Genomic DNA, 12,307 nt, shown 5'->3' with positions numbered 1-12,307 from the left:
GGACACCCGCACCGGGGCTCAGTTCGTTGTTCTTCGGATCAGGGAGCGTTGTTCCCGCGTGACTCGTCGGAGAAGACTCCTCCGGAGGCCATACCGGGGAGCACCGCTCCGCGGATCATGTCGATCGTGCCCTTCGTGATCAGCGCATAACCGTTGTGGTTCGGATCGGTGATGTGCTTGATGACGTCGACGACCTTGGTGAACTCCTTGTTGTCGGCCCACCCCGCCGGCCCGTCCATGACCTTCAGGATCTCATTCATCTTCTTGTCGAAGGCATCGAGCTGGTTCTGGTTGATCGTGCCAGGGTGCTCGTTCGCGTACTTCCGCGCGCCGTCCATGAACAGATCGTGAGTCTTTTCCTTGCTGTTGAACAACCAGTTCTTGTCGTCCTTGGCCGGAGCCCCGGTTCCGCCGTTGCCGTCGGCGTTGTTGGTGCCGCCAGTGCCGCCGTTGCCGTCGGCGTTATTGCTCCCGCCCGATCCCGAGCCATTGCCCGAACCGGAGCCGTCGGCGCTGTTGCCGCCGGAGCCAGAACCGGACCCGCTGTCGGTACCGGAGCCCGAACCGCTGCCCGAGCCAGAGCCGCTACCACTGCCGTCGGCGCTGTTGCCGCCCGAGCCACTGCCACTGCCGCTGCCGGAACCACTGCCCGAGCCAGAGCCGCTGTCAGTACCCGAGCCTGAACCGCTACTGGACCCGGAACCGCTGCCGGAGCCGTCGGCGCTGTTGCTTCCCGATCCGGAGCCACTACCGCTGCCCGATCCCGAGCCGCTGCCGGAACCTGAGCCATCGGCGCTGTTGCTGCCGGAGCCAGAGCCAGAGCCAGAACCTGAGCCGTCCGGGCTGTTGCTGCCGGAGCCACTGCCGGAACTGCTACCCGAGCCCGAGTCGGTGCCCGAACCGCTGCCCGAACCGGACCCGGAACCGCTGTCAGTACCGGAGCCTGAACCGCTGCCCGAGCCGCTACCCGACCCGGAACCGCTGCCGGAGCCGTCGGCGCTGTTGCTGCCCGATCCGGAGCCGCTGCCGCTGCCGGAGCCGCTGCCTGCGCCGTCGTCGGCTTTGGGGTCTGTCCAGGGGTTGTAGGTGGGGTCGCCGTTGTCGCGGTACGGGCCACCGGTGCCACCGCTGTCGGTCCCGGAGCCACTACCGGACCCCGAGCCGCTGCCAGAACCTGAGCCGTCGGCGCTGTTGCTGCCGGAACCGCTGCCCGAGCCGCTGCCACTGCCCGAGCCGGAGCCGCTACCGGAGCCCGAGCCGCTGCCTGCGCCGTTGTCGGCTTTGGGGTCTGTCCAGGGGTTGTAGGTGGGGTCGCCGTTGTCGCGGTACGGACCGCCAGCGCCACCGCTGCCGGAGCCGGAGCCGTCGGCGCTACCGCTGCCCGAGCCGCTACCGCTGCCCGAGGGGCTGTCGGTCCCGGAGCCTGAACCGCTGCCCGATCCGGAGCCCGAGCCGCTGCCGTCGGCGCTGTTGCTTCCCGATCCGGAGCCGCTACCGCTGCCGGAGCCCGAGCCGCTACCGGAGCCAGAACCGCTGCCGCTGCCGGAGCCGTCGGCGCTGTTGCTGCCGGAACCGGAGCCACTACCCGAGCCGCTACCGGATCCCGAACCGGAGCCGCTGCCCGAACCGCTTCCGCTTCCAGAGCCAGAGCCAGAGCCAGAGCCAGAGCCAGAGCCAGAGCCAGAGCCAGAGCCAGAGCCAGAGCCACTGCCGGAACCGCTGCCCGAGCCGCTGCCGCTGCCCGAACCGGAACCACCACCGCTGCCCGGCCGTCCGCCACCAGGCGTGGGCACGACGTCGTCCACCGCCCTGGCGGCGTCGTCGGCCAAACCCTTGGTGCTCTTCGAAAGGTTCTTGATCGACTTCGCCGCCGACGTGATGGCCTTGGTCAGCTTCGTGATCTGGATACCGATCTTGGACAGCGCCACGGCGACCGTCGCGAAGACGGTGCCGAGGAAGATGCCGATCGAGGTGCCGAACGTGAACGGCATGGCCGCGACCGCGGCGATCGCGCCCGCGAGGATGCCGCCGAGCACGCCGGAGACGAGGTCGCGGATGATCCCTCGGACGGCGCCGATGACGGCACCGCAGATCGACACGGTCTTCTTCGCGGACTCAAGGGACGTGCCCAGCGCGTCCACGCCCGCGGCGAGGTCCTCGGTGGCCTTTTTGAAGGCGTCCGCGGCGTTGCCCTTCCAGGAGTCGACGAGTTTGCCGACTTCGTCCTTAAGGGTCTGGGCCAGCCCCTCGATCTTGTCCTTTTCCTTGCCGAGGGCGGCGGCCGCCGTCGAAATGCCCTCGGGGTCGCCAAGGAGCATGTCGAGCGGAATCCGGAACGGGGTGATGTGCTCGATGAGCCAGCCGATCCCCGCGGCGAGGACACTGCCGAGCGGGTCGATCACCAGGCCGAGGGTCTCGAGCACGAGGCCCGCGCCCGCGATCCCCTGCATCACCTTGTCGTTGTCCTTGACGGCGAATTGCAGCTGGTCGATCGTGTTGATGATTCCCGCGCCGTTGGTACGGGTGTCATCGGAAGTGATCAGGTCTTTCGGATTGTGCCAGAAATCGTTGGGCTTGTAATTGACATTGTCTTCGTATTTGTTCTTGTCACCGAGTTTTCCGGTGTCCGCGCCGCTCATTTTTCGACCTTCGAGATCTGCTCTTTCGCGTGGTCCTCGTTGGCTTGGTATTCCTTGTAAGCCTTGTCGAGTTTCTCCTTGTGCTTCTGGAGAGACTCGCCGTACTTGTTGAAGGCGTCCCGCGTCTCGGCGCAGTAGGCGGAAGCGGCCGCGCCGATGATCTGCCCCATGAGGATCCCGTACAGACCCGGATCGGCGACCATGTGGCCGACGAGGTCCCCGGTCTGGCGAACCTCGTCCGCGTGCGATGCCAGGTTCTTGCCGTAGGTGTCGAAAGCTTCGGCAGCCGGGATGTCTTGTCCGCCGCTCACCAGGGGTTCCCTTCGTCCTCGTCCATGTCGTCACGGGCGGGACGACGTCGTGGTGGGGGTGCCTGCCTCGGCGGCGGCGGCTGCGATGGGGGTGGCGGCGGTGTGAAGGGCCGCGGCGGCGGGGGAGCTTGTTCCGGCTCGGGTGTGTCGGCGAACTTGTTCACCTGGTCGATGTAGGCGTCGACAGCCGGTTCCGGCGGCAGGAAGCTCTTCATCATCTCGACGGCTTCACCGTCGCCGACGATCGCCTCCACCGAGCTCGTCACGGCGCGCGCGGTCCGGCTCTGTGCCTCGCGCACGGTCGTCATGATCGTCGCCGTCAGCCGGGCCTCGCCCAGCGCGCACGCCCGCCGGCCGAGCTGGATGTTGGCCAGCGCGCCGTTCGGTGCCAGTGTCACCGTGACGGAGCCATCGGGCGAAGTCACCGTGGCGCCCGCGCTGGCGAAGGCTTCTTCCAGCCGGGTCGCCTTTTCCTGCATTTCGCGAGCTTGTCGTTCGAGGTAGTACTGCAGGTCCTCGCCTGGCTTCAGATCCGGCTCCACACCTTGCTCCCTGTAACGGCTGATTCGTTGTATGCACGCCGCCTCACGCGATCACCAAGGTGAAGCCGTTCCCCCGCTGGCATCGAGCCAAGTCCGATGAAAAGGCGGCCATGCCATGATCCTGAACGTATCGTTACCACCAGGTAGGGGTTCGGACAACCCCGGCGACCGAGGAGTGCCCGAAAGGTCCGGTCGGGGTGACGAATCAGGCCACGATGCGGTGGAAAGGCAGTGCGATGGGAACCAGACCGGCCGTGCGGAACGTCCAACGAGACGACGTCATGGCCATCTGCCGCTTCGGGGAGGAGCACGTCCGAGCCCACTACGCACCGTTGATCGGTGAGGAAGCCGCCGCCAAACAGGTCCGGATGTGGTGGCATGAAACGAACATCGCCGGGGCCGTCGCTCGTGGTTCGGTGGTGGTCGCGGACGATGGCGGGCACTTGACAGGCGTCGGACAACGTGGCCTCAACGGCGACGACCACGTGATCTACAAGCTCTACGTGCATCCTCGTCATCGTGGCGGAGGGCTGGGCCTTCGGCTGCTCGATGCCCTCATCGGACAGTTGCCCGTGGACGCCGAGCGGCTGTACATCGAGCATTTCGTGGCCAACGAGCGCGCCGGCGCGTTCTACGAGCGCGAGGGTTTCACCATGGATGGGATCGAGCCGAGTTCCACAGGGGACCCCGGGCTCGGTGTGGTGTGGCGCGTCCGGAGTCTTCGCTAGCGGAGGTTCCGGGCGAAGGCCCCGTCGAGCCAGCGGTCGACCTGGCGCTGGCCGCGCAGGCGGACGATGACGAGGCCCGGATACCGGTTCTCCTCGATGACCTTGTGCACGCGGGCCCGGATCATCGGGTGGTAGCGCCAGGCGAGCTTGACGATGTGGTCCGGGTCGGTGAAGAACGTGTGCAGCGGCCCCTCGACGTTGCCGCCCGCGATCTTCGAGCCGCGCCCGACCTTGCGCTTCAGTGTCCGGACGATGGTGCGGCCGATGGTCATCACCCGCGGATGATCGAGCCAGACCAGTACGTCCAGCCGTTCGGTCATCCGCTCCCGGACCTCCTCGCCCTGCCACTCGATGGCCCACTCATCGCCGTCGAGGAACTTCAGGACGTCTGCCTGCCAGGTCTCCCGCACTGTCCAATTCGGTCCGTGGAAAAAGGACTCGAACTCGACATACGGCAATCCCATGCGCTCGCACAGGGTCCGCGCCAGTGTCGACTTCCCGGATCCGGCGGGACCCGCCACCGCGGCCCGCCGGATCCGCCGCACGGGAAGGGCGTCGTCCGGCCCGATGATCTCCATGCCACTAGCGTAAGAAGCCGTCCTACCGATTTTCGGCGGCTGTCTCGAGCAGCACCTTTAGCCCCAGTGGCATCGCCAGCCACGTACGCCACTCACGACCACCTGTACCGAAGGTCCCCTCAGGCCGATCGACCGAGGAAGGCCAGGAACCGGGTCTGCTGGTCGGCACCCGGCGCCGGTTTCACCTTGGGGCCGAAGGTGTCCGGCGTGCGGCTGATGATCAACCGGGCGAGGGAGAACGACGGTGCGACGATGTCGGCCTCCATGGTCACCTTGACGCCGAGCGCCGAGCCGACGTCCCAGGTGTGGACCAGGGTGTCGAAGGTCAGCAACGCCAGGTAGTCCGTGACCGTCACGCCGGGACGGTTGGCCACGTACCACGCCGGGGCGGGCCGGGTGAGGACATCGCCGGTGAAGAGGGCGGCCGTTGCCTCGCGGGTCTCGCGCCACCCGGCCAGCGGGTCTTCCCCCGCCAGTTCGCCGGGTTTCTCGGAGCCCGCCGGGCCGTTGTGGGGCGCGTATTCCTCGCCCGCCAGGTGGTGGCGCAGGACTTCCAGGCCCCAGATGACGTGACCCGCCACGTCACGCACCGTCCAGTGTTCGCACGCCGACGCCGAGTTCCATCGCTCCGGTGACACGGCGGCGAGCACGGCCTCGAAGGCGTCTTGTGTCCGCCGGTAGCGGTCCAAGGTCTCGTCGGTTTCCATGGGTTCCTTACTTCAGCGTCGCGTTGACGGCGTCCGTCAGCTGTTCGGCACCCGGTATCAAGGCCTTGTCGAGCGCGAGGGCGTACGGGATGACCGTGCCGTCCGGCCTGCAGACCCGCCTCGGCGGCGCCACCAGATCGAATTCCTCGGCCGCCGTCGCGACGATCTCCGCGCCCAGCCCGCACATCCGGTTCGAATCGTCGATCACGACGAGGCGCCCGGTCTTGTTGACCGACTTGCGCAGGCAGTCCCAGTCGAAGGGGTACACCGTCCGCGGGTCGACGATCTCGATGTCCACCCGGTGGCTGAGGCTCTCGGCGACCTCGATCGCCGTGCCGACGTGCTGTCCCACCGCGACGATCGTCAGGTCGCCGCCCTCGCGGACGACGTTCGCCTCGCCCAGCGGCACGATCTCGTCTTCGCCCCCGTAGGCCGGATCCGTCGCCCCCAGCAGCGGAGAAGGAGCGAACACCGCCACCGGGTCGGGGTCCTGGATCGCCGACCGCAGCAGCCCGTAGGCGTCCGACGGCAGTCCGGGGACCACCGTCTTGATCCCCGCGTGCGCGAGCAGGCTGTACGGGTTGTCCGAATGCTGGCCCGCCCAGCCGAACCTCGAACCCGACCCCGACACGAGATAGGTGACCGGGATCTGCACCTGCCCGCCGGTCATCAGCGAGAACTTGTGCGCCTGGTTCACGATCTGCTCGAAGACCAGGTAGATCAGCGAGGAGATCTGGAACTCGATCACCGGCTTCTTCCCGAGCATCGCCGCGCCGGTCCCGAAGCTGGTGAAAGCCTGTTCCGACAACGGGGTGTCCAGCACTCGTTCCGGGCCGAACCTGGGCAGCAGCCCCGAAGTGACCCCGCTCGCGCCGACGCCCACGTCTTCCCCGAGCAGGAAGACGTCCTCGTCCGCCGCCATTTCGGCGTGCAGGGCGAGATTCATCGCGTGCATGTAACCGAAGTTCTCCGGTGAGGGCAGCTCGCTCACAGGATCACCCCCGGCCGGACGGCGGTGGATCCCGCGTACAGGTACATCAGCGCGTCCTTCGGGTCGGGCGACGGCGCGTTCTTCGCGAACTCGACCGCGTCGTCGATCTGGTTCTTGATGGCTTCGTCGATTTCGGCGACGACGTCGTCGCCCAGTTTTCCGCCCAGCAAGGGAATCGGATCCCGCTCGCGCCACTGGGCCACTTCGTCGCGATCGCGGAACTCGACACCCAGCAGTTCGAGTACGGAGTGATGTCCGAAGAACCGGTAGGTCGCGCATTCCAGGAAAGCGGGCCCTTGACCGGTGCGGCAGTGCTCGATCAGTTCCTCGGTCGCGGTAGCCACCGCCTCGACGTCCATGCCGTCGACGGTGCGCGCGACCATCCCGAATCCTTCGGCGCGGCGGGCCGCGTTGCCCGCGAGCCCCGATTCGAGTTTCAGGCTCGTCGCGTACATGTTGTTCTCGCAGACGAACAACACCGGCAGAGACCAGATCGAGGCGAGGTTGAACGCTTCCAGCAGGACACCCTGGCTCATCGCGCCATCGCCGAAGAAGCTGACGACGACCTGCGAGTTCCCGCGTGCCTTGGCCGCCCACGCCGCGCCGGAGGCGATCGCTCCGCCGGCGCCGACGATTCCGTTGGCGCCCAGGATGCCCAGCTTCATGTCCGCGGCGTGCATCGATCCACCGCGGCCCTTGTTGAAGCCTTCGAGGGTGCCGAGGAGCTCGGCGAGCAGGCGGCGGGGGTCCGCGCCCTTCGCCAGCACGTGCCCGTGTCCCCGGTGGGTGCTGGTGATGTAGTCCTCGTCCGTCAGGTTCGAACAGACGCCCACGGCGACGGCTTCCTGCCCGATGTACGGGTGGATACCGCCGTCGATCTCGCCGTCGATCGCCATCGCCAGGCAGCGCTCTTCGAACTCTCGGATCAGTTTCATGGACCGGTACAGGGCCATCTGGTGTTCACGGGTCATTTTTGCAACAGCCCTTCGTGGTCGACGGTGGGACGGGGCCGGACGAGCATCCTGTCGACGTAACGAAGCAGCGCGCCGTCGTCGGGGTTCGGTACGACGATCGGGGTGAACTCGTCGTTCGGGCGACTGTCCTTTGTGGAGTCGAAAGAGGACTCGAAGATCAGCCTCAGAATGGCGTGTTCCTCCGAGGAATGCGCTTCGAGCTTGGCGAGCCAATCGGACAACGGCAGGGTGCCGATCGCCGTGCCGTCGCCGCGCAGGAGATCCAGCAGGTGCGTGAGACGCATCGGACGGCGGCTGTCGAGCACGAATCGGCTGCCGTCCCGCGATCGCTCCGCGCCGAGCCGGGCGAGCTGCCCGGCCGTCTCGTCCACCGCGATCCAGGGTTCCTCCAGCTCGGTGTCCGGCGCGGCGCCGAGTTCGAGGATGACCCGCAGCACCCGCAGCATGATGTCCCGGGAGTTTCCCTGCCCGGTCCGCGAATCCCCGACGATCCGGGGCAGCCGGTAGGTCGCCGCCGGGATCCCGCGTTCGTACGCGGCGGAGATCAGCTGTTCGGCGTGCGACTTGGTCTCCGCGTACCCGCTGCGGGCGCCGGTTTCGGCGCCGGCGGAAATGGTCGACACGAACTGCACCTGCTTGAGCCGCGTGGTGGCCGCCAGCCGGATCAGCTCGCGGGTGCCGCCGACGTTGGCTCCTTCGAGCTGTTCGTAGCTGGAGAGCGCGTCGACCCAGGCGCCGTTGTGGCAGATCAGGTCGATTTCGCCCGCGAGCCGCTCGAAGGTCGCGTCGGTGAGCCCGAGCCCGGGCGCCGCGAGATCACCGGGGACGACTTTGATCCGTTCGTGGTCGACCTCGTGCGACAGGCCGTAGCGGTCGAGATTTTCGCGCAGCCGTCGCCTTCCCGCGTTCTCGTCCGCGGCCCGGACGAGGCAGTGGACGCGCACGCCGTCCCGTTTCAGCAACTCGCGGACCAGGTAGGCCCCGACGAAGCCGGTGGCCCCGGTCAGCAGGATGTCCGAAACCTCGCCGGGCGCGCGGGGCGGCAGCGGGTCGGGGAGGATGCCGCGCAGGATCGGCAGCGGATCGAACGAGCGGGCGCCGGTCGTCAGCCCCTCGCCGGTGATCCCTTCGGCCAGTTTCGCGATCGTGGGCCGCTCGAACAACGTCCGCAGCGGCAGGTCGATCTGGAGCGTCTCCCCGATCTTGACGGCGAGTTGCGCGGCCTTCAGGGAGTGCCCGCCGACGTCGAAGAAGCTTTCGTCCCTGCCGACGGCTTCGCGATCGAGAACCTGGGCCCAGATCGCCGCCAGGGTCTCCTCGGTCGGGTTCCGTGGCGGGGCGAACGGCGTGTCCGATCGAGGGCCGTCGTCGGGTTCCGGGAGTGCCTTCGCGTCGAGCTTTCCGTTGAGGGTCAACGGGAGCTCGGGCATGGACACGAACGCCGCGGGCACCATGTACTCCGGCAGCACAGTGCGCAGCCGGGTGCGCAGTGCGTTGTCGTCGAGAACGCCCGAGACCTTGAGATACGCGACGAGCCTCTTCTGCCCGGACCTGTCTTCGCGCGCGACGACGGCGGCCTGTGAGATGTCCTCATTGGACAGAAGGGCCGCTTCGATCTCTCGTGGCTCGATACGGAAGCCGCGGATCTTGACCTGGTCGTCGACGCGCCTGAGGTACTCGATGTCGCCGTCGGCGTTGTGGCGGACGATGTCCCCGGTCCGGTACAGCCGCTCGCTGGTGGTGTCGTGGCCGTTGGGGAGGAACTGCTCGTCGGTGAGTTCCGGTTGTCCTCGATAGCCTCGTGCGACGCCGGGTCCCGCCACGTGGAGTTCCCCCGGCACCCCCGTCGGAACGAGCCTGCCCTGCTCGTCGAGGACGTACACGCGGGTGTTGCCGAGCGGGCGGCCGATGGGGATGCCGGTGAGGTCGGCGGGAACCGGGGCCGGTATCGGGTGACACGTGGTGAACGTGGTGCATTCGGTGGGTCCGTAGCCGTTGAAGAACCGCGTGCCCGGCAGCGCGGCGACGGCGCGGCGGACATGGGTGACGGACAGCGCTTCGCCGCCGACGAGCAGCTGCCGGAGCCCGGTCAGCGCCGAGGTGTCCTCGTCGACGATGTGGTTGAACAACGACGAGGTCAGCCAGGCCGTGCTGATCCGGTGCCGGGTGATCGCTTCGGCGAGCGGCCGGGCGGTGAGCACCCGCTCGCCTGCGATCACGCAGGTGGCGCCGGTGAGGAGGGCGCCCCAGATCTCGAAGGTCGCCGCGTCGAACGAGATCGCGGACGCGTGCAGCACCACTTCGTCCTGGCCGAGGATGCCTTCCGGGAGCCCGGTGACGAGCCGGATGATCGCCCGGTGCTCGATTTCGACGCCCTTGGGACGTCCTGTCGAGCCGGAGGTGTAGATGACGTACGCCAGGTCCCGGGGCTCCACACCGGACTCGACCGCGGCCGGTGATTCGTCCTCCAGGGTGGGATCACCGGTCAGATCGGTGGTGATCACCAGTTCGGCCCCACCGTCGGTGAGCAGGAGCCGCCGGCGTTCCTCGGGGTACTCCGGATCGATCGGCAGGTACGCGGCACCGGTTTTGAGCACCGCGAGCAACGCGCTGATCTGCCCGATGGAACGCGGCAGGCACACCCCGACGAGGGTTCCCGGCCCGGCGCCCAAGGCGCGCAACCGGTGCGCGAGCCGGTTGGACCGGACGTCGAGTTCGGCGTAGGTCAGCGAGTCTTCGCCGCAGACGAGGGCTGTCGCGTCAGGACGACGGCGGACCTGTGCGGAGAACACCGCGGGCACCGTCGCCGGATCCGGCAACGCCGTGGCGGTGTCGTTCCAGTCTTCCGCCAGCCGCCGGAGTTCGGCGTCGTCCATCATCGGCAGGGCGGACAGCGGCCGCTCCCGTCCTTCCCCGACGGACGCGAGCAGCTGCCGGAAGTGCCCGATGAACCGCTCGATCGTGACCCGGTCGAACAGGCGGGAGTTGTAGTCGACCCGCGCCTCCAGCACACCGTTCCGGTCCGACACCTGGAGTTCGAGGTCGAACGGATCCGCTTCCGTGCCGGCGGGCGCGACCTCCGGCAACGGCACGTCCACCAACCGGAGCGCGACCTGCGTGAGGGGGTTGCGGCCGAAGTCCCGCCGGGGCGCCAGCTCTTCGACGAGGCGTTCGAAGGGAATGTCCGGGTTCGCGTAGGCGCCGAGCGTGGTCTCCCGGACGCGCCCGAGCAGCTCCGGGAACGTGGGGTCGCCGGAAAGATCGGTGCGCAGCACCAACGTCTTGGCGTCGTACCCGAGGCCGGTCTCGCCGGACGCGGGCACGCCGACCGTCACGTCATTGGTGCGTGCGTAGCGGGACAGCACGACCTTGAAGGTCGCCAGCAGGGTCATGAACAGGGTGGCGTCGTGGCGGCCGCTCAGCTCGCGAAGCTGTTCGGCGACAACGGAATCCACGTCGAAGGAGACCGAGTCACCGCGGTAGGACGCCACCGGTGGACGCGCGCGATCCGTCGGCAGTTCCAGCGCCTCGGGCACGTCGGCGAGTTCGTCCCGCCAGTAGTCGAGCTGCCCCTGCAGGGCCTCGAAGATCGGCTCGTCGGGGCTCCGCATCGCGTGTTCGACGAGCCGGACGAGCCTGCCGACGATCCGCGTGGCGGTGGAGCGGTCGAAAAGACTGGTGCGGAACACCAGTGAGCCGTGCAGCTTGCCGTCCTGCACGTGGGTGACCAGTTCCAGGTCGAACCGGGTCGCCACGCCCGCCCACGGCACGGGGGAGATCTCGCCTTCGCCGGGCGTGGGGAGCTCCCCGTTGTGCACGACCACGACGTCGAAGATCGCGTTGCGGCCCGCGTCGCGTTCGGGCCGGACCTCGGCGACGACCTGGTCGAACGGCGCCTGCTGATGGGCGTACGCCTCGACCATCTTGGTGCGCGTCACCTTGAGCAGTTCACGGAACGACATCGACGGGGTGATGTGGGCGCGGAGCACCACGGTGTTCACGAAGAAGCCGAGGACGTCGGCGAACCGGCGGTCGTCGCGGCCGGCCAGCACCGTTCCGATCGTGACGTCCTGCTGTCCTGAATGGAGGGACAGCAGGGCTTGGAACACCGCGGCCACGGCGCTGGAGAGCGCGCACCGGTTCCGCAGGGCGAAGGCGCTGAAGGTCTTCGTGAGCTCGGCGGGCAGTTCGAAATCGACGTGGTCGCCCGCGAAGCCGGGATTGCCCGTTCGCGGGCGGTCCGTCGGCAGTCGCAGCGGTTCGAATCCGGCGAGTTCCCGGCACCAGTAGCCGAGGTGTTCCGCCGCGGATTCGTTGTCGCGGCCGGAACGCTGCGCCGCGACGAACTCTTCGTAGGTCACGTCGAGCGGCGCGGGGGTCTCCGAACGGTAGAGCGTGACGAGATCCTCGGTCACGATCTGGATGGACCGGCCGTCGGTGATCATGTGGTGGTTCACCACGCACAGCACGGCCGATCCGTCGGCGCACTCGACGACCATCGCGCGCACGGGCGGCGCCGCCGCGAGATCGAACGGTTCGCTGACCAGTTCGGCGGTGTGCTGCTGCCAGGCGTTCTCACCGGGGCCGGCGGTCCGCCGCGTCACCGGGATGCGGAAGTCCGGTACGGAGACCGCGACGGGCGTCCCCGATCCGTCCACGACGAACTTCCAGCGGAGCACCGGGTGCCGTTCGACGAGCGCGCCGAGCGCCCGTTCGAGTGCCTCGAAATCGACGCCGTCGTGGAACCGCAGGACGATCGGGATGTTGTACGCGGCGCTGGTCCGATCGAGCTGCTGCACCAGCCACAGACGCTCCTGCCCGAGCGACAACCTCATCG

9 protein-coding genes are annotated in these 12,307 nt (G+C 68.1%); 1 reads left to right on the top strand and 8 read right to left on the bottom strand.

Annotated elements, in window-relative coordinates; genetic code table 11:
* Positions 1-38: 38 nt before the first annotated feature.
* From BKN51_RS43295 to BKN51_RS26890, 3 genes are read right to left on the bottom strand one after another with little or no spacing between them, the layout of a single operon-like run.
* Positions 39-2,639 (bottom strand): WXG100 family type VII secretion target, encoded by a 2,601-nt coding sequence (locus tag BKN51_RS43295; protein WP_158255733.1) that lies wholly within the window; start codon positions 2,637-2,639, stop codon positions 39-41.
* Positions 2,636-2,950, bottom strand: coding sequence for a hypothetical protein (locus BKN51_RS26895; RefSeq protein ID WP_101610287.1), 315 nt, complete (start codon positions 2,948-2,950; stop codon positions 2,636-2,638). The genes BKN51_RS43295 and BKN51_RS26895 overlap by 4 nt, the downstream gene beginning before the upstream one ends.
* Positions 2,947-3,492 carry a YbaB/EbfC family nucleoid-associated protein gene (locus tag BKN51_RS26890; RefSeq protein ID WP_233222980.1) on the bottom strand — a complete coding sequence of 182 codons (546 nt, stop codon included), beginning with the start codon at positions 3,490-3,492 and terminating at the stop codon, positions 2,947-2,949. The genes BKN51_RS26895 and BKN51_RS26890 overlap by 4 nt, the downstream gene beginning before the upstream one ends.
* 236 nt (positions 3,493-3,728) lie before the next feature.
* Here BKN51_RS26890 and BKN51_RS26885 point away from each other — a divergent pair, with 236 nt between their 5' ends.
* Complete coding sequence (locus tag BKN51_RS26885; protein WP_101610286.1) at positions 3,729-4,220, top strand: GNAT family N-acetyltransferase; 492 nt, start codon at positions 3,729-3,731, stop codon at positions 4,218-4,220.
* Here BKN51_RS26885 and BKN51_RS26880 read toward each other — a convergent pair.
* The 5 genes from BKN51_RS26880 to BKN51_RS26860 form a co-directional block, all read right to left on the bottom strand.
* Positions 4,217-4,798, bottom strand: coding sequence for a (d)CMP kinase (locus BKN51_RS26880; RefSeq protein WP_101610285.1), 582 nt, complete (start codon positions 4,796-4,798; stop codon positions 4,217-4,219). The genes BKN51_RS26885 and BKN51_RS26880 overlap by 4 nt on opposite strands.
* 119 nt (positions 4,799-4,917) lie before the next feature.
* Positions 4,918-5,505, bottom strand: a complete 588-nt coding sequence (locus BKN51_RS26875) for a TIGR03086 family metal-binding protein (protein WP_101610284.1) — start codon at positions 5,503-5,505, stop codon at positions 4,918-4,920.
* 7 nt (positions 5,506-5,512) lie between these two features.
* On the bottom strand, positions 5,513-6,496 hold the full coding sequence (locus tag BKN51_RS26870; RefSeq protein WP_199192901.1) for an alpha-ketoacid dehydrogenase subunit beta: 984 nt from the start codon (positions 6,494-6,496) through the stop codon (positions 5,513-5,515).
* Positions 6,493-7,467, bottom strand: a complete 975-nt coding sequence (locus tag BKN51_RS26865; RefSeq protein ID WP_101610283.1) for a thiamine pyrophosphate-dependent dehydrogenase E1 component subunit alpha — start codon at positions 7,465-7,467, stop codon at positions 6,493-6,495. Before BKN51_RS26865 ends, BKN51_RS26870 begins: the two co-directional genes overlap by 4 nt.
* Positions 7,464-12,305: a non-ribosomal peptide synthetase gene (locus tag BKN51_RS26860; RefSeq protein WP_158255734.1), complete on the bottom strand. Its 4,842-nt coding sequence runs from the start codon at positions 12,303-12,305 to the stop codon at positions 7,464-7,466. The genes BKN51_RS26865 and BKN51_RS26860 overlap by 4 nt, the downstream gene beginning before the upstream one ends.
* Between the last annotated feature and the right edge of the window lie 2 nt (positions 12,306-12,307).

Source organism: Amycolatopsis sp. BJA-103, assembly GCF_002849735.1.
Classification (GTDB): domain Bacteria; phylum Actinomycetota; class Actinomycetes; order Mycobacteriales; family Pseudonocardiaceae; genus Amycolatopsis.
The sequence above is the reverse complement of the archived record's forward strand: the minus strand, read 5'-3'. Positions and strand labels throughout refer to the sequence as shown.